At 60.6% G+C, this 21,775-nt stretch carries 26 protein-coding genes; 12 read left to right on the top strand and 14 right to left on the bottom strand.

Features of this window, described 5'->3' with window-relative positions:
* Positions 1-56: 56 nt before the first annotated feature.
* Entirely contained in the window at positions 57-854 is a 798-nt protein-coding gene (locus tag J4721_RS14955) for an SseB family protein (protein WP_027246823.1), read from the bottom strand.
* A complete protein-coding gene (locus J4721_RS14950) occupies positions 851-1,444 on the bottom strand; it encodes a uracil-DNA glycosylase family protein (RefSeq protein ID WP_014875337.1) in 594 nt (197 codons plus the stop codon). Before J4721_RS14950 ends, J4721_RS14955 begins: the two co-directional genes overlap by 4 nt.
* Before the next feature lie 291 nt (positions 1,445-1,735).
* On the opposite strand from J4721_RS14950, the gene J4721_RS14945 reads away from it, so the two are divergent.
* Genes J4721_RS14945 through J4721_RS14930 form a run of 4 tightly spaced genes read left to right on the top strand, consistent with a single transcriptional unit; the run spans position 1,736 to position 6,435 of the window.
* Positions 1,736-2,395: an ABC transporter ATP-binding protein gene (locus tag J4721_RS14945; protein ID WP_014875338.1), complete on the top strand. Its 660-nt coding sequence runs from the start codon at positions 1,736-1,738 to the stop codon at positions 2,393-2,395.
* The gene (locus J4721_RS14940; RefSeq protein ID WP_211002967.1) at positions 2,373-4,079 is read left to right on the top strand and encodes a capsule biosynthesis protein; all 1,707 of its coding nucleotides are present in this window, start codon (positions 2,373-2,375) and stop codon (positions 4,077-4,079) included. Before J4721_RS14945 ends, J4721_RS14940 begins: the two co-directional genes overlap by 23 nt.
* A 4-nt stretch (positions 4,080-4,083) precedes the next feature.
* Positions 4,084-4,917 carry a 3-deoxy-8-phosphooctulonate synthase gene (gene kdsA, locus J4721_RS14935; protein ID WP_211002968.1) on the top strand — a complete coding sequence of 278 codons (834 nt, stop codon included), beginning with the start codon at positions 4,084-4,086 and terminating at the stop codon, positions 4,915-4,917.
* A 21-nt stretch (positions 4,918-4,938) separates the two neighbouring features.
* On the top strand, positions 4,939-6,435 hold the full coding sequence (locus J4721_RS14930; RefSeq protein WP_211002969.1) for a phosphomannomutase/phosphoglucomutase: 1,497 nt from the start codon (positions 4,939-4,941) through the stop codon (positions 6,433-6,435).
* Positions 6,436-6,530: 95 nt separating this feature from the next.
* Here J4721_RS14930 and J4721_RS14925 read toward each other — a convergent pair whose 3' ends face one another.
* Both J4721_RS14925 and J4721_RS14920 read right to left on the bottom strand, forming a co-directional pair.
* Positions 6,531-8,483: an AsmA family protein gene (locus tag J4721_RS14925; RefSeq protein ID WP_211002970.1), complete on the bottom strand. Its 1,953-nt coding sequence runs from the start codon at positions 8,481-8,483 to the stop codon at positions 6,531-6,533.
* A 144-nt stretch (positions 8,484-8,627) separates the two neighbouring features.
* A complete protein-coding gene (locus J4721_RS14920) occupies positions 8,628-9,020 on the bottom strand; it encodes a hypothetical protein (RefSeq protein WP_211002971.1) in 393 nt (130 codons plus the stop codon).
* 174 nt (positions 9,021-9,194) lie between these two features.
* On the opposite strand from J4721_RS14920, the gene rimO reads away from it, so the two are divergent.
* From rimO to J4721_RS14905, 3 genes are all read left to right on the top strand, one after another.
* Positions 9,195-10,616 (top strand): 30S ribosomal protein S12 methylthiotransferase RimO, encoded by a 1,422-nt coding sequence (gene rimO, locus J4721_RS14915; RefSeq protein WP_211002972.1) that lies wholly within the window; start codon positions 9,195-9,197, stop codon positions 10,614-10,616.
* Positions 10,595-11,992, top strand: a complete 1,398-nt coding sequence (locus J4721_RS14910; RefSeq protein WP_211002973.1) for a biosynthetic peptidoglycan transglycosylase — start codon at positions 10,595-10,597, stop codon at positions 11,990-11,992. The genes rimO and J4721_RS14910 overlap by 22 nt, the downstream gene beginning before the upstream one ends.
* A gap of 314 nt (positions 11,993-12,306) precedes the next feature.
* Positions 12,307-12,696, top strand: a complete 390-nt coding sequence (locus tag J4721_RS14905; RefSeq protein ID WP_211002974.1) for a thiol-disulfide oxidoreductase DCC family protein — start codon at positions 12,307-12,309, stop codon at positions 12,694-12,696.
* On the opposite strand, the gene J4721_RS14900 is transcribed toward J4721_RS14905, so the two are convergent.
* The 4 genes from J4721_RS14900 to J4721_RS14885 form a co-directional block, all read right to left on the bottom strand.
* Complete coding sequence (locus tag J4721_RS14900) at positions 12,693-12,959, bottom strand: DUF6455 family protein (protein WP_211002975.1); 267 nt, start codon at positions 12,957-12,959, stop codon at positions 12,693-12,695. The genes J4721_RS14905 and J4721_RS14900 overlap by 4 nt on opposite strands.
* A 98-nt stretch (positions 12,960-13,057) precedes the next feature.
* Positions 13,058-13,348, bottom strand: coding sequence for a DUF6455 family protein (locus J4721_RS14895; RefSeq protein ID WP_211002976.1), 291 nt, complete (start codon positions 13,346-13,348; stop codon positions 13,058-13,060).
* A gap of 144 nt (positions 13,349-13,492) precedes the next feature.
* Complete coding sequence (locus J4721_RS14890; RefSeq protein ID WP_014875347.1) at positions 13,493-13,831, bottom strand: YigZ family protein; 339 nt, start codon at positions 13,829-13,831, stop codon at positions 13,493-13,495.
* A gap of 44 nt (positions 13,832-13,875) precedes the next feature.
* The gene (locus tag J4721_RS14885) at positions 13,876-14,601 is read right to left on the bottom strand and encodes a M48 family metalloprotease (RefSeq protein WP_211002977.1); all 726 of its coding nucleotides are present in this window, start codon (positions 14,599-14,601) and stop codon (positions 13,876-13,878) included.
* A gap of 149 nt (positions 14,602-14,750) precedes the next feature.
* Here J4721_RS14885 and J4721_RS14880 point away from each other — a divergent pair, with 149 nt between their 5' ends.
* Positions 14,751-14,999 (top strand): hypothetical protein, encoded by a 249-nt coding sequence (locus J4721_RS14880; RefSeq protein WP_014875349.1) that lies wholly within the window; start codon positions 14,751-14,753, stop codon positions 14,997-14,999.
* Positions 15,000-15,106: 107 nt separating this feature from the next.
* Here J4721_RS14880 and J4721_RS14875 read toward each other — a convergent pair whose 3' ends face one another.
* Positions 15,107-15,403 carry a DUF167 domain-containing protein gene (locus J4721_RS14875; RefSeq protein WP_211002978.1) on the bottom strand — a complete coding sequence of 99 codons (297 nt, stop codon included), beginning with the start codon at positions 15,401-15,403 and terminating at the stop codon, positions 15,107-15,109.
* A gap of 214 nt (positions 15,404-15,617) precedes the next feature.
* Here J4721_RS14875 and J4721_RS14870 point away from each other — a divergent pair, with 214 nt between their 5' ends.
* Both J4721_RS14870 and J4721_RS14865 read left to right on the top strand, forming a co-directional pair.
* On the top strand, positions 15,618-16,196 hold the full coding sequence (locus tag J4721_RS14870) for a nitroreductase family protein (RefSeq protein ID WP_014875351.1): 579 nt from the start codon (positions 15,618-15,620) through the stop codon (positions 16,194-16,196).
* Positions 16,193-16,897 carry an EI24 domain-containing protein gene (locus J4721_RS14865; RefSeq protein ID WP_211002979.1) on the top strand — a complete coding sequence of 235 codons (705 nt, stop codon included), beginning with the start codon at positions 16,193-16,195 and terminating at the stop codon, positions 16,895-16,897. Before J4721_RS14870 ends, J4721_RS14865 begins: the two co-directional genes overlap by 4 nt.
* A gap of 92 nt (positions 16,898-16,989) precedes the next feature.
* Here J4721_RS14865 and J4721_RS14860 read toward each other — a convergent pair whose 3' ends face one another.
* Together J4721_RS14860 and mce are read right to left on the bottom strand one after the other, a co-directional pair.
* Positions 16,990-17,265 carry a DUF1467 family protein gene (locus tag J4721_RS14860; RefSeq protein WP_014875353.1) on the bottom strand — a complete coding sequence of 92 codons (276 nt, stop codon included), beginning with the start codon at positions 17,263-17,265 and terminating at the stop codon, positions 16,990-16,992.
* Between the two features lie 57 nt (positions 17,266-17,322).
* Positions 17,323-17,727 carry a methylmalonyl-CoA epimerase gene (mce, locus tag J4721_RS14855; RefSeq protein WP_102883797.1) on the bottom strand — a complete coding sequence of 135 codons (405 nt, stop codon included), beginning with the start codon at positions 17,725-17,727 and terminating at the stop codon, positions 17,323-17,325.
* 222 nt (positions 17,728-17,949) lie between these two features.
* Here mce and J4721_RS14850 point away from each other — a divergent pair, with 222 nt between their 5' ends.
* Positions 17,950-18,669: a response regulator gene (locus J4721_RS14850; RefSeq protein WP_014875355.1), complete on the top strand. Its 720-nt coding sequence runs from the start codon at positions 17,950-17,952 to the stop codon at positions 18,667-18,669.
* 1 nt (position 18,670) lies between these two features.
* Positions 18,671-18,811 carry a hypothetical protein gene (locus J4721_RS14845; RefSeq protein ID WP_156454963.1) on the top strand — a complete coding sequence of 47 codons (141 nt, stop codon included), beginning with the start codon at positions 18,671-18,673 and terminating at the stop codon, positions 18,809-18,811.
* A gap of 154 nt (positions 18,812-18,965) precedes the next feature.
* Here J4721_RS14845 and J4721_RS14840 read toward each other — a convergent pair whose 3' ends face one another.
* From J4721_RS14840 to J4721_RS14830, 3 genes are read right to left on the bottom strand one after another with little or no spacing between them, the layout of a single operon-like run.
* Positions 18,966-20,189, bottom strand: a complete 1,224-nt coding sequence (locus J4721_RS14840; protein ID WP_102883798.1) for a DUF1501 domain-containing protein — start codon at positions 20,187-20,189, stop codon at positions 18,966-18,968.
* Between the two features lie 13 nt (positions 20,190-20,202).
* Positions 20,203-21,600, bottom strand: a complete 1,398-nt coding sequence (locus J4721_RS14835) for a DUF1800 domain-containing protein (RefSeq protein ID WP_211002980.1) — start codon at positions 21,598-21,600, stop codon at positions 20,203-20,205.
* Positions 21,590-21,772 (bottom strand): hypothetical protein, encoded by a 183-nt coding sequence (locus J4721_RS14830; protein WP_044041600.1) that lies wholly within the window; start codon positions 21,770-21,772, stop codon positions 21,590-21,592. The genes J4721_RS14835 and J4721_RS14830 overlap by 11 nt, the downstream gene beginning before the upstream one ends.
* Positions 21,773-21,775: the final 3 nt, after the last annotated feature.

Below are 21,775 nucleotides of genomic sequence, written 5' to 3'. Positions count from 1 at the left end.
TCGCGACACCTAACCGGGTCGCGATGTTTCTGTTTGAGATCCGCAGACCTGCCGCCTTAGCTGAGCCGGGGCGGGTTTTCAGGATCACGTCCGGGGGCGGAGGGCACCGACGGGGCTGCCGGTTGCGGCAGATCGAACCGCAGCCCGGCCTGTGCCAGCCGCGCCGCCATGGCATCGCTGCTGGCAAAGAAGCCGACATCCAGCGCGCCCGCCTCAACCCCGGAGAAAGTCAGCGCCTCCCCCACCGCCTTGGCCAGTGCGGATTGCGCGGCCTCCTTTGCGTCAACGAAGCCCAGCAGATGGCCCTGCCCGCCGCCACGGTAGTGCAGACCGACCAGATAGGCGGACTGTGCCAGACCCACCGCAGTGGCCAGCTTGGTGTCCAGCGCAGTGATCAACATCTCCGGCAGGCCCTTGGGGGCGGTGATCGCCTCAATCTCAGCATCAACCTCGGCCGGGGTCTGGCCCAGAGTGTCATGCAACCAGGCTACGGCCTCCGCCGGGATCAGGATCGCAGACGGCGCCACATCAAGGTTAACGCCAAGGCCAATCGTGGCCCCTGCCCCCTGCCCTGCCAGCATCTGCACCACGACCCGACCCGACAAAGCCGCATAAGGAACGATGCGCCCGGCGAATTCTGCCAGCCGGTCCTCGCGATCAAAAACCAGCGCAAAGGTGCCATCTGCGGTCTCAAACAACTCGGGCGCAATGGTGTCGCCCTCGGGCTCTTTGGTCAGCAGCAGGAATAACTCACTATCCGCCAGCCGCTCGTAGAACCGCAGGCGGGCCGCGTCGTCCTGAGGCGCTGCCAGCATTGCGGCGTGGCTGTGATCCAGAGGGGTGGCGTCGGTCATGTTATCAGCTCCTGAACCCGGGCGCGCAGGACCGGCAGCAGATCGGTCTCAAACCAGGGATTACGTTTCAGCCATGCGGTATTGCGCCAGGACGGATGAGGCAAGGGAAACTCCTGCGGCGCGTGGTCCCGCCAGCCTTCAACCTGCGCCTGCACCGACTGTTTGCCGCCCAGATGATAGCTGTGGGCATAGCCGCCGACCAGCACGCGCAGGCCGATATTGGGCAAGGTGTCCATCACCCGGTCATGCCAGGTGGTGCGGCAGATCGCAGGCGGTGGCAGATCTGCCTTTTTCGCGGAATACCCGGGAAAACAAAACGCCATGGGTACGATCGCCACCAGCGACTGGTCGTAGAATTGCGCCTCACTCAGGCCCAGCCACTCACGAAGGCGATCCCCGGAAGGATCGGTGAAAGGACGACCGCTGTCGTGGACCCGCGCGCCCGGCGCCTGACCGGCGATCAGAATACGCGCCGCGCTGTCGAACCAGACAACAGGGCGCGGGCTGTGCCGGGTCACGGTTGCGGCAAACCGCCCCGCACAGAGGCGGCACGCGCGAATCTCCTGCCTCAGATCCTCGGTTGTGGTCATCCCTGCCCCCTGCTATCTGCCCGCCCGCAGCATCATGGCACCCTGCCCGTTCGCCCGCCAGTCCGCCTGCCGTGCAGCCTGCGAGGACACCGCCATTTGATCAAAGCCGCGTCATCTGGTTAACGGAACGTTGATAAATCCCATACCAATTGGACATAATATGGTCCAAATAGCAGCCTATATCGTTAACACAAATCTGTTAGTGCAGACATAAGGCCGCCGGGATCCGCCTGGCGCATCATGAGGACCAGAGGCCCCTGAACGGGGTCGAGAGCAGCACCGGAACACGCGATGCTTGAGTTTGAAAACGTGAGCAAGTCCTTCTGGACCGGCACCCAGCGCAAGGTGATCCTTGACCGGGTGTCCTTTCGCGTTGACCTTGGCAAATCGATGGGGGTGCTGGCCCCCAATGGCACCGGCAAGACCACGTTGATCAATATGATGGCCGGGCTGGAAAAACCCGATGAGGGCGAAATTCGTCGCGGCTGCCGGATCTCGTTTCCATTGGGGTTCATGGGCGGGGTGATCAACCGCCTGTCAGCGATGGCCAATGCCCGCTATATCGCCAATCTCTACGGGCTGGATCCCGATTATGTCGAAGCCTATTGCCGCTGGCTCTGCGGCTTGGGAGAGTATTTTGACCAGCCCGTCGGCACCTATTCCTCCGGTATGCGGGCGCGGTTCAGTTTTGCGCTGATGCTGGCGCTGGATTTTGATATCTTCCTCATCGACGAGGGGATGCCCAGCACCACCGATGTGGAGTTCAACAAGAAAGCCGGGTCAATCCTGCAGGAACGGCTTGAGACCACCACCATCATTATGGTGTCGCACCAGCCCAAGACGCTGGAGAAATTTGTCCGTTCTGCGGCTGTTCTGGTGGATGGCCAGTTGCATATGTTTGAAACCTTGGAAGAAGCGAAACAGCTCTATGACTACCAAACCCAAGGCTAAGAAATTCCGGGTCCGCCGCAGTGGTGGCGCCGCAGCACAGCCCGCTGCCGCACGTCCGGTGCCGCCACCAAGCGCTGTTGACGCGCCCCAGGCTACTCCGCCCGAGGCATCGGCGACAGCCGCAGGCAAGACTGGTGCCGGAGCGACACGTGCCGGAGCATCTGGCGGCGCCGGAACGTCGCCTGCCGATGAGGCCATTTCCATCAAGGAGCCATCAAAGGCCAAGAACGGTAAACCCTCCACCGATCTGGATGAGATCCGCAAGGAAGGTTTGACCGGGCGTCAGCTGCGGCTGGCCCGCCGGATCGCACAGAAAAACAATCTGCCCGCCACCTCCGATTTTGACGCCGTGCGCCAGTTGCGGCTGAAGGGGATAGACCCGTTTCAGCGCGCCAATATGCTGGAGCTGGTGGTACAGCCCAACACGGCCCACCCCGCTGGCGCCCCGCAGGCGCCGGGCAGTGTGCAACTGCCGCAGACAGTGCCGTCCGACAAGGTGTCACTGCCCGCAACAGAGCTGAGCCCGACAGAGCGACGCAACCGCGAAATTCAGCAAATTCAACGCGATATCGCCCGTCGTCGCCGTCGAAAGCTCTTACTGCTCGGTGCGAGGTTGGCGTTTTTCGTGATGCTGCCAACTGCGCTTACGGGCTATTATTTCTATGGTGTTGCGACGCCGATGTATGCCGCGAAATCAGAATTTCTGGTGCTCAAGGCCGACAGCGCCGGCAGTGGCGGTGGCCTCGGCGGGTTGTTGAGTGGCACGCAGTTTGCCACCAGTCAGGATTCGATCGCGGTGCAGAGTTACCTGCAATCGAAGGAGGCGATGCTGCGGCTGGACCGGGAGGTCGGGTTCAAATCCCATTTCACGCAGGAGTGGATCGACCCGATCCAGCGGCTGGAAGACAACCCCACCAATGAGGAAGCCTACAAGACCTATTCGCGCAATGTGAAGATTGGGTATGACCCGACCGAGGGCGTTGTCCGCATGGAGGTCACTGCTGCAAACCCGCAGGTCTCAGCCGAGTTTTCACAAAAGCTGATCAGCTATGCGCAGGAAAAGGTGAACCAGTTGTCGGTGCAGAAACGCTCCGATCAGGTGGGCGATGCCGAAACCGCGCTGGAGATGGCCGAGGACAAACGTCGCAATGCGCAGGAACGGTTGGTGCGGTTGCAACAACGCGGCACCGTGCTTGATCCAGAAGGCGTGATCATGTCGTTACGCTCGCAGATCAGCACCTTTGAGCTGCAGCGTCAGGAAAAGGAGCTGGAACTGGCCGCCCTGCTGGACAATGCCCGCCCCAACCAGGCCAAGGTGGATGGCGCGCGCGCCGACATCGCGCGACTGAACAGCCTCATTCAGCGGCTGAATGATCGCATGATCGACGCCTCGGCCGGCGAAAACTCGCTCGCCAGCCTGACGGTACAAATCCAGATGGCGCAGGCCGATCTGGCGACGCGCGATATGATGCTGCAATCGGCGCTGCAACAAGTGGAGCAGACCCGCATGGAGGCAAACCGTCAGGTCCGCTATCTGACGACAGCGGTGGAACCCGTTCCAAGTGAGGAAGCGTCCTATCCCCGCCGATTTGAAAATACGATTTTGGCATTCCTGATCTTTTCCGGTATCTACCTGATGTGCTCGCTTACTGCGTCCATCCTCCGAGAACAGGTTTCGTCATAACGCCATGAAAAATATCTCCGTCGCCGACCTCAGCATCGGCAATGACCGCCCGCTGACCCTCATTGCCGGCCCTTGCCAGCTGGAAAGCCTGGATCACGCGCGTATGATCGCGGGTCAGATGAAAGAGGCCTGCGCCAAATATGGCGCGCAATATGTCTTCAAGGCGTCCTACGATAAGGCCAATCGCACCTCGCTCTCCGGCAAACGTGGGCTAGGCGTGGATGAGGGGCTGAAGGTCCTGCAAACCATTGCCAAAGAATTCGATGTTCCGGTGCTGACCGATGTCCACACCGAGGCGCAATGTGCAGTCGCGGCGGAAGCGGTGGATATTCTTCAGATCCCTGCCTTCCTGTGCCGCCAGACCGATATGCTGCTGGCCGCGGGCAACACCGGCAAGGCCGTGAACATCAAGAAGGGTCAGTTTTTGGCGCCCTGGGACATGGCCAATGTGGTCGCCAAGGTGGAAAGCACTGGCAACACCAATATCCTTCTGACCGAACGTGGCACCTCCTTTGGCTATAACACGCTGGTGGCGGACATGCGGTCCCTGCCGCAGATGGCCCAAGGTGGCTATCCGGTGGTGATGGATGCAACCCATTCCGTGCAGCAGCCCGGCGGCAAGGGCGGCTCTACCGGCGGGCAGCGCGAATTCGCGCCGCTCATGGCGCGGGCGGCGGTGTCGCTTGGTATCGCCTCGGTCTTCATTGAAACCCACGAAGATCCGGACAATGCCCCCAGCGACGGGCCGAACATGATCTATCTGGACCAGATGCCAAAACTGGTCGAGACGCTGATGCGCTTTGATGCGCTGGCCAAGGCCGACCCTATCCGCATCTGATCGACAAGAGAGCATAATCCCATGACCAAACCCATCCCCGAGGTGCGCCCGAACACCTGGAGTTTTCTGCGCGATCCGATGATCACGCCCACCGGTTTTCGCGAATATGACGCGCGCTGGAAATATCCTGAGGAAATCAACCTGCCCGGCATGACCGCGCTGGGGCTGGGTCTGGGCACCCAGATGCACAAGCGTGGCGTCCCGCCGGTGATTGCAGTGGCGAATGATTACCGCGACTACTCCGTGTCCATCAAACATGCGCTGATCATCGGCCTGATGCAGGCAGGAATCGAAGTGCGCGATATCGGCCCGGCCCTGTCGCCCATGGCCTATTTCGCCCAGTTCCATCTGGATGTGCCTGCCGTCGCCATGGTCACCGCCAGCCACAACCCGAACGGCTGGACCGGGGTCAAGATGGGCTTTGAACGCCCGCTGACCCACGGCCCGGACGAAATGGGTGAGCTGCGGGACATTGTCCTGAATGGTGAGGGCGTGGCCCGCCCTGGCGGTTCCTATCAGTTCGTGGATGGCGTGAAAGAGGCCTATCTCGATGATCTGGTCGGGGATTTCAAAATGTCCCGCCCGCTAAAGGTGGTCTGCGCCACCGGCAATGGCACCGCCTCCGCCTTTGCGCCGGAGTTGTTTGAACGGATGGGGGTCGAGGTCGTCGATAGCCACAATGCGCTGGACTATACCTTCCCACACTACAACCCGAACCCCGAAGCCATGGAAATGCTGCACGATATGTCCGACAGCGTGAAGGCCTCTGGCGCAGATATGGCGCTTGGCTTTGATGGCGATGGCGATCGTTGCGGCGTGGTGGATGATGAGGGCGAAGAGATCTTTGCCGATAAGGTTGGCGTCATCATGGCGCGGGATCTGAGCAAGCTTTACCCGAATTCGACCTTTGTCGCGGATGTGAAATCCACCGGGCTGTTTGCCTCTGATCCCGAGCTGAAGGCCAATGGCGTGACGGCGGACTATTGGAAAACCGGTCACAGCCACATGAAACGGCGGGTGAAGGAGATCGGCGCGCTGGCGGGATTTGAGAAATCCGGCCACTATTTCCTCGCTGAACCTGTGGGCCGGGGCTATGACTGCGGCATGCGGGTCGCGGTCGAGATCTGCAAGCTGATGGATCGCAACCCGGACAAGAGCATGTCCGACCTGAGGAAAGCGCTGCCCAAGACCTGGGCGACCCCAACCATGTCGCCCTATTGTGACGACACCGAGAAATATACCGTGCTGGAGCGCCTGGTGGCAAAGCTCGTTGCCAAGGCCGAGGCGGGTGAGACGCTGGCAGACCGCCCCATCAAGGAAGTCGTCACCGTGAATGGGGCGCGTGTAATCCTTGATAACGGGTCTTGGGGATTGGTGCGGGCATCGTCTAATACGCCCAACCTCGTCGTGGTTTGCGAAAGCAGCGAGAGCGAGGCGGAACTGCGCCAGATCTTTGCCGAGATCGACGCAGTGATCCGCACCGAACCGTTGGTCGGTGACTACGATCAGACCTTTTGATCACTCCAACAGCTGACATAGAAACGCCCGCCATTGGCGGGCGTTTTCTGTTGTAGGGCACTGTGGGATCTGGCCACTAGAATCTGGCGGCTGGATCAATCGCCGCCGAGAAGCCGCAGCAGCTGATCCTTGGCCTCTTTCTCAATCCGGTCGCGGATGGCTTCATTGATGTCCTGCTCTGGCGCGATCTCTGTATCCAGCTCTTCGCTCAGCTTCTCGCGCAGGCGATCCTTGGCCTGTTGTTCCACCGCGTCGATTTCCGGCTCCAGCGCACGTTTCAGATCCGGACGGATCTTGGGATCGCTCCATGGGCCGGTGATGGCCACGGGAATCGACAGACGGGTGCTGCCATCGCTACGTTGCAGGCTGGGGGTAAAGAGATAGTCCAGATCCTGCGCCCCGAGTCCGATGCGTCCCTCCCCCTCGGCCCGCAAGCCGCGCAGGGTCAGGAGCAGATCGTTATTGGTCAGATTGCCACCTTCCATCGAGTAGCTGGCGGTCAGCTGATCAAACACCGTGCTACCACCGTTGCCACTGCCGCTGCGCATCAGCTGTTCCAGGTCAAACCCGGTAAAGAAGCCCTTACCGACCTCCAGCCACCCCTTGCCGCTAAGCGAAGACATGATCTCTGCCACCGAATTGCCGACGCCCAGATACTCCAGCTCGCCCAAAGCCTCGCCATTGAGGCGGTCATAGCCCATGGTCTGCCCCAGCGCCTGTTCCAGTCGGATATTCTGAAAGCTCAGCTTCCCGCCCACCGACAGACCATTGCGATTGTTGACCACCAATTGCCCCTGCAGCTGGCCGTCGAACACGGTGGCAGGTTGGAATTTCAGAACCGCACGGGAGTTGTCCAGTGACAGGTCAAGCTTGCTCGGCCCCAGCCGGACCGATCCGGTCTCGACCCCCTGAACATCCAAGGCGATCTCGGTGTTCAAGGCAGCCAGCCAGTCAAAGTCCATACGCTCACGCGACCAGCCATCGTTGACCGGATCGTCCCCGGTTCCAGCCGCTGCGGCGGCGGGCAGATCAGTGTCACCGGAGGGCAGCAACGCCGACAGGTCCAACTGGTCACCGCTCAGCCGCGCGGTCACTTTGGGCACATCGCCAAGGGTGACATCCGCAGCACCACGCAGCTTGTTGGCATCGGCTTCCAGCGTCAGATCGCGCAGCGCCAAACGTCCATCAGTGGTGTAGGTGACGTCAGAACCAAACAGCCAGGTCTTCACCGCTGGGACCTCGATCCCCTGCGCTGCACCCAGAACTGCCAGGCTGCGCGCCAGATCGGTGCTTTTGCCGGTCATCCGTCCGGTTGCGGCACCGGCGGTATTCGCCCGGCCATCAAAACGCAGGAATGTATCCGCTGCCGTCACAGTCGCCCCAACAGAGGACACCTGCCCCGCCAGAAACGCTTCAAACGTGCCGATCTCAGCTTCGATCTGCACCGGATCGCCAGCTGGCCGCAGGGTGATCTCGGCAACCACAGTGCCTGTGGGATCCGGCCATTGCAGCGCCAGGTCGATCTGTTTCATTTCAACCGGTGTCTCGCCATGGGGGGCGTAGCGCAATGTGGCTCCGGTGAGGTTCAGCGCCTCAATGCTGACCGGCAGGCTGTCCATACTGCCGGGTGTGGCTGGCACGGCCTTGGTCTCGCCGTCACTGGCGGGATCCAACACCCAGTTGCCGGTGCCATCCGCGCGCGTGCTGAGATTGAGTTGCGGCAATACCGCTGAGAGTTCGGTCACCCGGACCTTGCCTGCGATCAGATCCGCCGCCGCGACACCGATTGTCAGCCGCTCTGCGGTCAGCATCGGCTCTGGTCCGGCCCAGGGGGCGTTGGACAGCGCCACCCGGTCCGCCTTCACCCCCAGCGTCGGCCAGAGCGTATAGCCGACACGGCCACCAAAGGTCACTGTGCGCCCGGTCTGTTTCTCGATCTGGGCGGCGGCCAGCTGGGCCAGTTTCTCCCCCGGCAGCAGCAGCAGCGCGCCCAACAGCAGCACCACGGCCACCACCAGCGCTATTACAACCCGGATTATCAGCTTCATCACCGCACCTCTTGCCTTGCCCCTTGTTCCCGCGGGGTTTTGCGCAGCTTACCGCCTGCGAGGCCGGGCGCAATAAAGGATGTGACGCGGTATGCCAGCGGTAGTCCACACTCGGCTCCTGCCCCCTCGCGCTATTGGATGCTGTTACCGGAGGCGGAACCGCTGCCGCAGCCCAAGGCCGAGGAAAAACAAGAGCGGCAGGCTGACAACGGTCTGGAGGCCGGAGAGGGTTTTCAGCACCGCTGGCAAGCTCTGCATAAACTCCGCACCGAAATAGAGCCGCCCGAACCCGAATACCGGAAAGAGGTTGGAGACGCTCAAGCCCATGGCCGCGCCCATCGGGCGTTCAATCACACCGTCCGGCGCGGGCACGCAGCAGCCGGAGAGATAGCCCCAGAAGGCGGCAAAGCCGAAACCCCAAACACCCAAGAGCCACAGCGTCGGCCGCAGAATGGAAGAGCCGTATTTGGAGAACAGGCCAAACAGCAGATAGGGCAGCCGCTGCCAGATCGAGCCGATCTTGCCAGCGAAGTGCATCTCCCGACGGAAAAAGAAGTGTTCGTCTTCAGGGAGGCCTTGTTGGGCGAGGAGGTGGCGGATGGAAGAACCGCTTGCTTTAGCTCGCGGAGCATTCTGTCGTCCACCGTGCTTCCCTTTCGGCCAGCCCCCGTTTTCCTTGCCTCCTGCCGCAGTCCTGATATATGCCCGGCCATGACACAGACACCCGGTTCCACCAATCCGCCCAGCCTTCGCCCCGATCTTGCGCCCAAGCCCCGGCTTGGCGATGCGCCCCGTGACGGGCAGCCGACCCTTGGCATGGTGTCGCTGGGCTGCCCCAAGGCGCTGGTCGATAGCGAGCGGATCCTGACGCGGCTGCGTGCCGAGGGCTATGGTGTGTCGCCGGATTACTCCGGGGCCGATGCGGTGATTGTGAACACCTGCGGCTTTCTCGACAGTGCCAAGGCCGAGAGCCTGGAAGCCATTGGCGAGGCGCTGAAGGAAAACGGTAAGGTGATCGTCACGGGCTGCCTAGGCGCAGAACCGGACTATATCCGCGCACATCATCCGCGCATTCTGGCGGTGACCGGCCCGCATCAATATGAACAGGTGCTGGATGCGGTGCACGCCGCCGTGCCGCCCTCGCCCAACCCTTACGTGGATCTGCTGCCTGCTGCGGGCGTCAAGCTGACGCCGCGCCACTTCAGCTATCTGAAGATCTCCGAGGGCTGCAACCACAAGTGCAAATTCTGCATCATCCCCGACATGCGCGGCAAACTGGCCTCCCGTCCCGCCCATGCGGTTCTACGTGAGGCGGAAAAACTGGTGGATGCCGGCGTGCGCGAGCTGTTGGTGATCTCGCAGGATACCTCTGCCTATGGGCTGGACCGCAAATATGACGTGAACCCGTGGAAAGATGGTGAAGTCCGCAGCCACATTCAGGATCTGAGCCGTGAGCTGGGCCGACTGGCCCCCGCAGATGAGCTGTGGGTGCGGTTGCACTATGTCTACCCCTACCCGCATGTGCGCGAGTTGATCCCGTTGATGGCGGATCCGGACAATGCGCTGCTACCCTATCTGGACATCCCGTTCCAGCACGCCCACCCGGATGTGCTGCGCCGCATGGCCCGGCCTGCCGCAGCGGCCAAGACGCTGGATGAAATCAACGCCTGGCGCGCGACCTGCCCGAATATCACCCTGCGCTCCACCTTCATCGTCGGCTACCCCGGCGAGACGGAGGCGGAGTTCCAGCATCTGCTCGACTGGATGGACGAGGCGCAGCTGGACCGTGTGGGCTGTTTCAAATACGAAAACGTCGACGGCGCACGGTCCAACGATCTGGCCGATCACGTACCGGAAGAGGTGAAACAGGACCGCTGGGACCGCTTCATGGAGAAGGCGCAGGCGATTTCCGAAGCCAAGCTGGCGGCCAAGGTCGGGCAGACGATGCAGGTGATCGTGGACGACATCGACGAAGACGGCATCGCCACCTGCCGCACCAAGGCCGACGCACCGGAGATCGACGGCAACCTGTTTATTGATGAGGGGGTTGAAGAGTTGAATGTCGGCGATATGGTGACCGTTGAGGTTGATGAATCAGGAGAATATGATCTTTGGGGGACGCTGATAGCTTAACGTTGGGAGAAAGATATTACCCCAACCACTCTTTGGAAAGAGACATCGGCCTTGCAGAGTATGAGCTAGCCTCCCAACGCCTCTCAAACCAAAATCAAGCATTGTCTTGGTCCACGAATGTGTCATCTATCATAGCGACCATCATTGGATTTGCATCCTTCAAGATCTCTGACCACATCGGCAAAGAAAACCAGATCCCCCTTACCTCCAGTGAGTTAAAATCCCTTTTCCTTTTGCTCATCCTTTTTATCTCATACATGGCAACGTCACATATTGCCCATTTGATTAAATCCCAAACCTTCTCTGAGAGAAAAATTATTGTTATACGCCGCATGCTGGGCGTTAGCTACGGAAAAAATACGCTTGTCCTTCCAAATTGGCGTATTGAAGGCGCTGACAATCCTTTCTCCATCCATCTAAATCCTGGGATTTTTTCACACAAAGCTTTCCCTGTTTGGATAATACTTGCGTCAAATACCGTCAGCATTATCTTCTTGGGTGGCGCCCTGGCAGAGCTCCTCAAGAATACGTGGAACTCCAACCCGATCTTTGATCACTTGGACAACACTGCACTGATAATTATTTGGCTTTCATTTCTCATTCTGTCTTTCAGGAGACAGTTAAACGAAGCTAATGAAAACCTTTGGCTTTGGATCACAAAGGCAGTTGCAAAATTATTTTCAGTTCCGCTAATAACGAATTTTGAGCAAAAAATATATCACATCAGACTTGATATAGCGGAGATGCACCGTCTCAATACTGACACCAAGAACCTCAGAACATTTGCAGTCGACATCGAAGATAAGGAGTTCTTCGACCACAAGGGAATAAACTGGAAAGGCATATCACGCGCCCTAATAAACAGGGTGGCTAGGGGAAAAAGGAGCGGAGGAAGCTCGATCACGCAACAATTTTGCCGGTCGAATTTCATCACAAAACTGAAACCAACACTTAGCCGAAAACTAGTTGAGATGTTGCTGGCAAAATGGATCGAATGCCTTTGGTCTAAAGAGGAAATTCTAGAAGCTTATCTTGCTTCTGTTAGGTTTGACAAAGGTATCTACGGAGCACACCGTGCCTACAAGCATTTTTTTCAAGACCACCCTAGAGAGATTTCGAAATGGGAGGCCTTCATTATGATTGAAAGACTAGGAAACATCAGGGGGTTTTTTTTGGGAAACCGAGTAAAGGAAATATTGGAAGGACAAATAAGTAGAGGGGTAATATCATTTTCCGACGCTCAGAAAGCGCTGAATTTCTATGATGGGTTCACAAGCGAACTATTCGAGATTACACAAAGCCAACTGACACCAAAGGAAGTTTTTAGAGAACTGCACTCATGTTCGAGTAGCGTCCCAATTAACCCTGCATCGTGACTATTAGGAATGTAGTAACGGTGTGCGGAGACCCCTCCTCCCCTCTCCCAAATCCCTGCTACGCTCTCTCCGAACCGCAACCAGCCAGGGAGAGCGCCCAGTCATGCCAAACGACAGTACGGACACACCTGATATCGCCCAGAAATCCTCCTTTCTGGTCGAGGTAAGGGAGGAGAAAACTCATTCTTGGTACGCCTACGGGAACTCTTCCCGTTAGCCATAAGCAAAGCGCAGGTGTGACCATCTGCCTCTCCCTTTGCGCCCGGTCGCAGCTATATTTTCAATGTAATCATTCAGCTAGGAGGCATCAGGCCATGCCGACCGCTCAGGACGACACCACCGAGATCCTCTATAACGGGGACTGCCCGGTGTGCAGTGTTGAGATCCGGCATTATGCCAATCTGGCGGAGCAGCGGGAGCTGCCGCTCCGCTTTGATGATCTCAATTCAGAAGATCTGGCGCGCTGGGGCATTGATGCCGATCAGGCCGCACGGCGGCTGCATGTGCGCCATCAGGGCAAGGTGCTGAGTGGCATTCCCGCGTTTCTGGTGCTTTGGGCGCAGATGCCGGGGTATCGCTGGGTGGCGCGTGTGGTTGGGCTGCCGGGGCTGCGCCAGCTTGCCTCCGCCCTATATGACTACATTCTGGCGCCGGTGCTTTTTCGCTGGCATCGGATGCGTCAGCGGCGCAGCAGCCACGCTTAGTTCCGCAGCCGGAGCAGCGCGTCCCCATTGCGGCAGCCCTGCAGTGGCGCCTTTGGCGTGGTGACTGCGGTGCGGTCGATCTGATCCAGAAACGCCTCGCAACGGGCCACCTCACGGCAGCCACGGCAGCGGGTCACCATATCGGACCAATCCGTCTGTGTGATCTGTCCCGCCGCGAAACTGGCGGTCAGATCAGCGCCGCACGCCTGTCCCATCCGTTTGATCAGACGCAGGTGATGCAGCGGGTGGCCCAAGGGATACATATCAGGGTCTCTCCTGTGAGGATCGAATGAGAGGGGCATAGCGCCGGGGTTTCGGCCCGGTCGAAATCAGTCGAGAGATGCACTCCCGTGATCTGTTTCTAGACATCATCCTCGTTCAGATAGGCCAGAAGGTCGCGGTTGCGGCAGAAATCGGGGGCCTCCGCACCTGGACGCAGCCCCTTGTCGAGCCATTTGCGGCAGGCGCTGACGCCACCGCAGCGGGTGCAGCGCAGCACCGCTTCGCTGATCTCATCAAAACGCAGTCGGCCGGAAATCGCCTCCTCCTGAAGATCAAGACCGACGGTCTCCGCCATGCTGTCAAACAGGGTGGCGTGGGTTTTCAGGTCCCCCCGGCTGGTCTCGTTGGTCTGGCTGGTCTGGCTGGTCATCGCGCTGTCCCCGGAAATCATTCATCCTGCGGGCAACTTAACATTGCGCTGGCCAGAGCGATTTGATGCAGGTCAAACAGCGGGCAAACAGACCAGCGGGCAACCGAAGCACCGTACCAAAGAGCATGTCATACCGGAGGCCATTCAGTTGGCATTCCCCTGATCAAAATAGGCGCGCACCGCATCCTGAACCCGGCGAAACCGGTCGCCGCCCAACTTCTTGCCGCCGTACCAGCGGGTCACGATGATGACATGGTCACGCAGCCCCTCACGCTCCATCATGCGCAGGATCACCATACCGGCACCGCTCTCTCCGTCGTCGGCCTTTAACCCGCCGGTGGGCAGCTGCGCCGCCCAGGTGTTGTGGGTCGCCTTGGCATAGGCGCGGTCGGATTTCAGCTCTGCCAGCACCGCGTCGATCTGCGCACGGCTGGTGACCTGCGCGCCGCTGACTGCGTAGCGCGAGCCACGGTCGGTCAGCACGACTCCGAGCTGCCTCAAGGAGGCGACAGACTGCGCCAGATCGGTCAATTCAGATTGTATTTCTGGATCGTCTGATTGACCACGCGCACCCGGTCCGGGTTGGCGGGGTGACTGCCGAGGAAACGATCGCCGGGGTCGGGCAGACGGTAGAAGAACTTCACCCCGACACTGGGACGATACCCGGCCTTATGGGTGATGATGGTGCCCAGCTCGTCAGCCTCCAGTTCGAAGTTTTTGGAGTAGGTCCGCGCGCCCACAACGGCACCAAGATCCTGCGCGCGGGCCACATCTGCGGCACTGGCACCAGAAACGCTCGCAAGCCCGGCAAGCAGGATCGAGCCTGCGACCGCGCTTTGGCGTTTGCGCGCCAGATGGCCACGTATATGGTGTGCGGCTTCATGCGACATCACAAAGGCCAGCTCATCCCGGTTGGCAATCTGACCCAGCATCCGTTGGGTGAAAGTGATCACCGGACGCCCCGACCGGTCCTGGCTCTGATAAGCGTTGGGCGGCGCATTGGGGTCGGGATCGATGCGGATCAGGAAATCGCAGTTCAGGCCCTCGGTACGGGCACGGCATTCACGTTCTGAGACAGGCTCCACCACGCGGGTGACCGCAGCAAAGGCGCTACGCCCTTCAGCCGGGGACATCCCTTGCACCGGCGGGCCCGAGGGGCGCGCGGCAGGTGCCGACCCGGAGTCGACCACGGTATCACAGGCTGCAAGCCCCATGGTGAGCGCACATCCCACCATCAGCAAGACACGACGCATGACATCTCCTTTGCTTTGTCAGTGCCATCTTATCGTGACAGCAGACATGGGATCAATCGCATGAAGCCCCGTGGGCTGCAACGTCCCGCAAGAATACGTGATGCGACAAAGCCTTGTCAGCGGGGGCGGCCTGGTGGCAAGCTGGGCATATGTTTACCATCGAGCATGAATTCGACGCCACAGTCGTCACCCTCGTCGATGACGAGACCGCCCCACTGATGGAGGATGTTTCCATCAATATTTTCACCGAATGTGTCACGGTCGAGCAATTGGACCCGCGCACCGACCGGGTGCAGAAAATTACCCTCTCTCACAGTCAGGTCCGAGACCTCGCGGCGGCCCTCGACCTGCCCGAAGGGGTCTACCGATTTACCCGTGAGGATGAGGCTGAAAGCTGACATGCTGGCCAAGTGGTCATGGACAATGACCGGAACCGGTGGCTGAGGCCGGCGATTCCGCTTCACCTGTCATCACTCTCGCGAGACCGGACCCGGCACAGCCTCCATCAGGGACGGTAGGCAAAAACCTTGTCACGAGAGGTCGCGCCGCGCAGCAGTTCCAGGTCCGAGGGCGCAATCCGCATGGCGCGCGCCAGAAGCGACTGGACCGAAGCGGTCGCCTTGCCGTTCTCCGGCGCCGCCGTCACCGTGATTTTGAGTGACATACCCTGTCCGCTCTCAGCCTGCGGAATGGGAAGAATCGCATTGCGTGATGCCTTCGGTGTGACGCGTACAGGAATCTCGGCGCCCGCAACGGCCAGATGGCTCAGATCGGGGAGGTCTTTTTGCTTTGGCTTGCCCATATCAGCAGTGATGGCGTGAATTGGTGGCGGATTCCATAGACTTTGAACGGTCGCCCGGGATATTTCCAGCAACAGACCTCGTGTTCGGATTCCAGATGCCGCCAGCCCTCGTGCCCGCAATTTTCAGACAAATTCCGCTGGAGCCCCCGGAACGCCCCTTGAAAACCCGCACCGCCCTGCCGACATGGGCGATAGATGTAAAAAGGTTTCACATATGCCCCCTCGCAATGATGCTGCCCTGACGTTTCTTCAGTCCCGCCGCTCCCGCCCAGCCAAGACGTTGGTGGCCCCCGCACCAGACCGCGCCGCACTGATGCCCCTGCTGCGCGCTGCTGCACGCACCCCGGATCATGGCAAGCTGGAGCCCTGGCGCTTCATCGTGATCGAAAAACCGGCGATGGCGCGGCTGGCAGATCTGACCGGCAAGGCCGGTGAGCGGCTTGGCAAATCAGCAGAAGACATCGCCAAAGCCCGCAGCCAGTTCGAGCTGGGTCAATTGGCCGTCGCTGTGGTGGAGGTCCAAAAGGCAAGCCCAAAGATCCCCGCCATCGAGCAGACCTATTCTGCGGGGGCCGTCTGCCTGGCCCTGTTGAATGCGGCCCTTGCTGCCGGTTGGGGGGCCAATTGGCTGTCGGGCTGGGCCAGCCATGACGCCGAATTCTGCGCCGAAGCCTTTGGCCTGCGCCCGCATGAGCGGATCGCCGGGCTGATCCATATTGCAACAGAAGCCTCGGCCCCGCCGGAACGGCCCCGCCCGGATCTGGACGCGCTGACAACCTGGATGGATCAATGATACTGACCGATTTCACCAAAGCGCTGAGCCAGCTTGGCGACCCCCGTTTCCGCAAGGTCCTGTTGCTGGGCGTCGGCCTGACCGTCGCGCTGCTGGTGGTGACCTATGCAGCGTTTCTGGCGCTGATCCAGTGGCTGGTCGGTCCCGATGCCACCCTGCCACTGATTGGCCCTGTCACCTGGATCGATGATCTGCTGTCGATCACCTCTCTGGTGCTGATGCTGGTTCTGTCGGTGTTCCTGATGGTGCCTGTGGCCTCGGCCATCACTTCTATGTTTCTGGATGAGGTCGCACAGGCGGTGGAGGATCGCCACTATCCCGGCCTGCCCCCCGCAATCAAAACGCCGTTCTGGGACGGGGTGCGCGACACCATCAATTTCCTCGGCGTTCTCGTAATTGCCAATGTTCTGGCACTGGTGCTGTATTTTATGTTTGCCCCCTTTGCGCTGTTTATCTTCTGGGGGCTGAATGGGTTTTTACTGGGGCGTGAATATTTCACGCTGGCTGCGGCCCGCCGCCTGGGTCTGCCGGAAGCAAAGCGGCTGCGGCGCAAACATCTGGGCACCGTCTGGATGGCAGGCGTGCTGATGGCGATGCCTCTGTCGATCCCGCTGGTGAACCTGCTGATTCCGATCATCGGGGCAGCCACATTCACCCATCTGTTCCACCGGCTGGCCGAGCAGGAAGTGGTTGCGCGCTGATCGCTGTGACCGACACGTCGCGATAGGCAGAGATGCAAACAGGCGGGCCCATGCCCGCCTGTTTCGCTGTCATCGTCGTCTAAGGCACGCGCCTATTGCGGATCGGGCAGCCGGTCAAACCAGTCGAAATCATTCACCGTGATCCAGCCGCTGAGGATAATCGTCGCGATGATCGCCCAGAGAACCGCGGCGGCGATCGTGGTGATCACTGCTTTCTGCTTCAGGTAATGATGCTCCGGCGCCCCGGCATGTGTGCCGGGCACGATCTCGCCACGGTCGCCCTGCGTCTCAATGCGGATCGGGATCACGATCAGAAAGGTCATGAACCAGATCACCGCATATAGAACCAAACCGGATGTCACACCCATGATAGCTGTCCTTCTGATGCTCCCGCCCACTGCGGAGTGGTTAAGGAGCAGATAGCGTCAAACCTGTTCCAATTCCACCAGGCAGCCGTTGAAATCCTTCGGATGCAGGAAAAGAACCGGTTTGCCATGGGCACCGATCTTGGGCTCGCCGGAGCCGAGCACACGCGCGCCTTCGGCCTTCAGCCGGTCGCGCGCGGCAAGAATATCATCCACCTCATAGCAGATGTGGTGAATGCCGCCCGCCGGGTTCTTCTCCAGAAACCTTGCGATGGGCGATGCCTCACCCAGCGGGTAGAGCAGCTCAATCTTCGTATTGGGCAGTTCGATGAACACCACGGTGACACCGTGATCAGGCTCATCCTGCGGCGCGCCAACCTTGGCGCCCAATGTGTTGCGGTACTGTGCCGAAGCGGCGTTGAGGTCGGGCACGGCGATTGCGACGTGGTTGAGGCGGCCAATCATTTTGCGGTCTCCTGAGTGATCTGTCTGCTGAGACTTATCAAAGAGCTGCTGTCTGTGGGCAAGTGCGCCAATCCGCGCGGCAGAAAATTCACTGCAATAACGCTCCGTTGCATCGATTTACATCAGTGAATTCGATTCAACCTAAAGGCGCGTCTGGAATATTAACCAGCTGTTAGCCCCGTTTCCCTAGCGTTGAGTCGTATCCAGTCAGGAGCCTTAACCATGGACGATTCGGAACTGTTTGCTGCCGCCCACCGCCTGCCCACGACGAAACGACCGTTGCTGGGGCTGACAATTCTTGTGGTGGAAGACAGCCGATACGCCTGCGAGGCGATGCGCCTGCTGTGCCTGCGCAGTGGCGCACGGATCCGGCGCGCTGACTGTCTAAAATCTGCCCATCGGCATCTGAAAGTCTATCGCCCCTCCGTGGTGATCGCTGATCTTGGACTGCCGGATGGCTCCGGCGCCGATCTCATACGCTCCATGGCAGACGCCAGCCCGCGGGTTGGCGTGATCCTTGGCATATCCGGTGATGAGGCAGGAGAGGCCATGGCGATGGCAGCCGGGGCAGATGGGTTTCTGGCCAAACCGATCACCTCCCTTGCAGCCTTTCAATCGGCGATCCTGTCGCGCCTGCCCGCCGAGCGCCAGCTTTCTGGTCCCAATGAGCTAACCGATGAGGTGATTGAGCCGGATCTTCTCGCCTTCCAGGATGATATGTCCCACGCCGCTGAGGTGCTGAACGAAGCTGAAGAAGGGCAAACACTGGACTATGTGGCGCAGTTCCTTGGAGGGGTCGCCCGCAGCGTTGGGGATTCTCATCTGGCCGGCGCGGCTGCCGAACTGGCAGATGCCCGCAATACCGGGCGCCCTGTCGCCGCTGTTGCCGCCCGTGTTGCCGGGCTGGTGCAGGAGCGCCTGAAACAGAAGGTGGCCATCTGAGATGATCGAAGTCATCCTCATTGCATCCGCCACACTGGGCATCGTTTTATATCTGCAGGCGCGGTTCTCCGCCCGGGAAATCCGCCGCAACCGTAATCGCAGCCTGGCATCTCTGGTCATTCTGGAGCGTAGCGACCGCTGAGCGTTCGACGCTGACACAGGGGCGCACCGCACCCGGGGTCATCACCGCGCGCTCTGGATGATTTCGCTGGCAAATGCCTCATGTCCGGGACGGTGCGATACCCCGCAACAGCTCGATATTGCCTGACCGTGGTTGGCGGTTCTGCCATATCTTCCTAGCGTCGTAGCAAACCTTGATCCGCGCCCATCTCTACGCCGGGAAAAATCACATCTCCAATTGCCTGCTGACCCGTGCCGATCAGCCCGTGCATGATCCAGCCCATCTGTGCGCGGACATCCCCGGTGGGCATCAGATCGCGGCGATCAAAGAGCTCAGCCTCCGTCAATCCGGGCCATTGCCCGTGGACCTTCCCTCCCCGGATGGCTCCACCGGCAAGCAGCATGGCGCCACCCGTCCCGTGATCCGTTCCGCCAGTGCCATTCTCGCGCACGGTACGGCCAAATTCTGTCATCGCCACCACCGCCGTCTTGTCCCAGATGGTCGACCCAAGATCGCCATGCAGCGTCAGAATGGTATCGGACAGACGCCGCAGCGCCCGCGTCAGCGCGCCTTTCTGGCGGTTATGGGTGTCCCAGCCGTTGATCGAGAAGGCCGCGATCCGGCTATCCGCACGCAGCTGCTGCGCCGCGTAGCTGGCGATCCGCTGGTGTGGCGGCGCGCGGCGCTGCCCTGTGGTTCCCGCGCGCCCAGTGGCTGCGTCCGCCCTTGCGCTGTCAGCCAGATCCAGCGCCTCGGCCAACGCGGCATGGAACAGCGGGTCCCCTTCCATCATCAGTCCCGCCAAACGTTCAGCCTGCGGACTGAGCGCGATCTCGGCATCGGGCGACCAATCGGAGACCGGCGCCGCCCCCTGCAACAGTTTCATCTCCCCCTGTCCGATGGCAAAGGCGGTGCGTGCTTCCACCCCCGGCGTCACCTGCAACAGCCGATTGAGCCAGCCGTCGCGGCGCTGATGCAGCCCCGGTGTGCCCGCCTCCAGGAGGTCCTGACCATCAAAATGGCTGCGCTTGTTGCGATACGGGGTGGAGACTGCGTGCACAAACCCCAGCTGTTCGGCCCGCCACAGCGGCATCAAGGGCGTCAGCGCCGGATGCAGCGCAAAAAAGCCATCCAGGTCCTGCGCCCCGTTCTGCGGCCCGCCCTGCAGGGTTTGCCGCAGCCCCGCATAGGCCGGATCGCCATAGGGCTGAACCACATCAATGGCATCCATACCACCACGCAGGATGATCACCACCAGCCGGGTGTCCCAGGGTGCGGCGGCAAAGCTGACCGGTGTCAGCAGAGGGCTGGCCGCCAGAGAACAGCCGATCAGACCGGAGCGCGCCAGAAAGCTGCGCCGGGAAAGGCTGGCAGAGGGGCTGGGCAGTATATTTGTCATCGTGCTCTCCGTCTCAACGGCGCTGAAATGCGGGCGCGGCCAGGATCAGTCCCACCGCCTCCCGCTCGGTCTCGGCTGCGGTCGCAACAAACCGCAGCTGGGCGGTGGCGCGACTGCCAAGCGCGTCTTGCAGGGCATCCAGCGGCGCAGGCAGCGTTCCCATCAACTGCGTCGGTACCGACATGCACCAGCGCAACCGCTCCGCCAATCCCTGTGGTGTGATCCAATCGCCATCCGCCTCCGGCCAGCCGTCGGGACCGCCCGCAAACTCCCAGCGTTGGCCCATGCGCTGCATTGGCCGCAGGAAAACCCGATTGACCTGAGGGCGGTTGAGTTTGGTCAGGGCCGCAGGAGGCATCGCCAGCGCCCGGCAGGCGGAGGCGAGATAGGCGAAGGGGGGTTTGACATTGCCAAGTGCATCCTGCCAGGACGCCGGGTGCTCCAGCAGTGCTGCATAGACCTGCATCAGATCCCCCGAGGTCGCCCGGTAGCGGTCTGCCAGATGCGCCACCAGCGTCGGGTCCGGCGTATCGCTGGTAAAATGCACCGCAAGCTTCCGCGCCAGATGATCCGCCGTCGCCGGATGCCGGGCCAGATCCCGTAACGCCTGTTTGATCGCCGCGAGCCCCGTGATTTCCGCATCGTAGCGCTGCCCCAGCACGATCTCTGCACCGGGTTCCGCCCAACCCGGCGCGAATTTAAAGCCATCCTCAATATTATAGATCATCCCGGTGAACAGCTCCGCCAGCTGGCGCACATCCTGTTGCCCGTAAGGCGCCCCGACCCCCAACGTATGCAGCTCTAGCACTTCGCGCGCCAGGTTCTCATTGAGGCCAACCACGCGCCCCTGCCGGCGGGCCACGCGTTTGGCACGGCGACTACTGGGACCGGTTGACCGGTGCTGGTCGAGATAATGCAGCATCAGCGGGCTGGTCACCGCCGCAATCAGCAGATCCTCAAACCGCCCCGCGATGTTGGGGCGGATTGCGCTTTCCACGTAGGGCGTCGCACCGTAGCGCAGGGCGGCAATCTTACCCTGCGCGGTAAAGTGATCGGCCCAGAACAGAGTGAGGCGTTCCCGAAATCCATGCTCTGTTGTCACGCAGCGCAAGAGGCGGCGGAGGAACCAGTCGGCCTGATGATCCCGCATCAGGGCACGTTGGCGTTTCAGATCCTTGTCCCGTGCCTCAAACTGCGGACCTGCGATGGCCGCCTTACGGGCGCGGCGGGCGGCAGAATAGGCGCGTGCATCAGCCAAGGCACCATCGAACCCAGGTATCGGCCAATCCGTGGCCGCCCGATCCGGGGCGCGCAGGGCTGCGAGCATCTCCTCCGGCCCGGTCGGCGGCGCTTGGCGTGGCGACAGACCGCAGCCAAAGCGGATTTCTGCCAGTTCCGGATCAAAGCGCATCGGTGTTCAAGCCTCTCTCAGCTGATGTCGCCTTCAGACGGTAGTGCATTGTGGCGCTGGCCCACAGCGGAAACTTGTCGGCCGTGCAACTCTCCGCCAAGAGCGACAGCGCCTTAAATTCCAGCTCTTGGGTGCGTGAAACCACCTCCCAGAACGAAACAGGCCCGGACATTTG

The organism is Phaeobacter sp. HS011 (assembly GCF_018101215.1).
Classification (GTDB): Bacteria; Pseudomonadota; Alphaproteobacteria; order Rhodobacterales; family Rhodobacteraceae; genus Phaeobacter; species Phaeobacter inhibens.
Note: the sequence above shows the minus strand (reverse complement) of the source record. Positions and strands in the feature narration are given on the sequence as shown.

Excerpts from the sequence above, each read along its gene's own strand:
- J4721_RS14875 (WP_211002978.1), bottom strand. The coding sequence starts at position 15,403 with ATGGGCAAGCCAAAGCAAAAAGACCTCCCCGATCTGAGCCATCTGGCC.
- rimO (WP_211002972.1), top strand. The coding sequence starts at position 9,195 with ATGACACAGACACCCGGTTCCACCAATCCGCCCAGCCTTCGCCCCGAT.
- J4721_RS14905 (WP_211002974.1), top strand. The coding sequence starts at position 12,307 with ATGCCGACCGCTCAGGACGACACCACCGAGATCCTCTATAACGGGGAC.
- J4721_RS14920 (WP_211002971.1), bottom strand. The coding sequence starts at position 9,020 with ATGCACTTCGCTGGCAAGATCGGCTCGATCTGGCAGCGGCTGCCCTAT.
- J4721_RS14835 (WP_211002980.1), bottom strand. The coding sequence starts at position 21,600 with ATGCGCTTTGATCCGGAACTGGCAGAAATCCGCTTTGGCTGCGGTCTG.
- J4721_RS14930 (WP_211002969.1), top strand. The coding sequence starts at position 4,939 with ATGACCAAACCCATCCCCGAGGTGCGCCCGAACACCTGGAGTTTTCTG.
- J4721_RS14850 (WP_014875355.1), top strand. The coding sequence starts at position 17,950 with ATGGACGATTCGGAACTGTTTGCTGCCGCCCACCGCCTGCCCACGACG.
- J4721_RS14880 (WP_014875349.1), top strand. The coding sequence starts at position 14,751 with ATGTTTACCATCGAGCATGAATTCGACGCCACAGTCGTCACCCTCGTC.
- kdsA (WP_211002968.1), top strand. The coding sequence starts at position 4,084 with ATGAAAAATATCTCCGTCGCCGACCTCAGCATCGGCAATGACCGCCCG.
- J4721_RS14840 (WP_102883798.1), bottom strand. The coding sequence starts at position 20,189 with ATGACAAATATACTGCCCAGCCCCTCTGCCAGCCTTTCCCGGCGCAGC.
- J4721_RS14870 (WP_014875351.1), top strand. The coding sequence starts at position 15,618 with ATGCCCCCTCGCAATGATGCTGCCCTGACGTTTCTTCAGTCCCGCCGC.
- J4721_RS14885 (WP_211002977.1), bottom strand. The coding sequence starts at position 14,601 with ATGCGTCGTGTCTTGCTGATGGTGGGATGTGCGCTCACCATGGGGCTT.
- J4721_RS14955 (WP_027246823.1), bottom strand. The coding sequence starts at position 854 with ATGACCGACGCCACCCCTCTGGATCACAGCCACGCCGCAATGCTGGCA.
- J4721_RS14865 (WP_211002979.1), top strand. The coding sequence starts at position 16,193 with ATGATACTGACCGATTTCACCAAAGCGCTGAGCCAGCTTGGCGACCCC.
- J4721_RS14940 (WP_211002967.1), top strand. The coding sequence starts at position 2,373 with ATGACTACCAAACCCAAGGCTAAGAAATTCCGGGTCCGCCGCAGTGGT.
- J4721_RS14945 (WP_014875338.1), top strand. The coding sequence starts at position 1,736 with ATGCTTGAGTTTGAAAACGTGAGCAAGTCCTTCTGGACCGGCACCCAG.
- J4721_RS14925 (WP_211002970.1), bottom strand. The coding sequence starts at position 8,483 with ATGAAGCTGATAATCCGGGTTGTAATAGCGCTGGTGGTGGCCGTGGTG.
- J4721_RS14900 (WP_211002975.1), bottom strand. The coding sequence starts at position 12,959 with ATGTATCCCTTGGGCCACCCGCTGCATCACCTGCGTCTGATCAAACGG.
- J4721_RS14860 (WP_014875353.1), bottom strand. The coding sequence starts at position 17,265 with ATGGGTGTGACATCCGGTTTGGTTCTATATGCGGTGATCTGGTTCATG.
- J4721_RS14950 (WP_014875337.1), bottom strand. The coding sequence starts at position 1,444 with ATGACCACAACCGAGGATCTGAGGCAGGAGATTCGCGCGTGCCGCCTC.
- mce (WP_102883797.1), bottom strand. The coding sequence starts at position 17,727 with ATGATTGGCCGCCTCAACCACGTCGCAATCGCCGTGCCCGACCTCAAC.
- J4721_RS14895 (WP_211002976.1), bottom strand. The coding sequence starts at position 13,348 with ATGACCAGCCAGACCAGCCAGACCAACGAGACCAGCCGGGGGGACCTG.
- J4721_RS14845 (WP_156454963.1), top strand. The coding sequence starts at position 18,671 with ATGATCGAAGTCATCCTCATTGCATCCGCCACACTGGGCATCGTTTTA.
- J4721_RS14830 (WP_044041600.1), bottom strand. The coding sequence starts at position 21,772 with ATGTCCGGGCCTGTTTCGTTCTGGGAGGTGGTTTCACGCACCCAAGAG.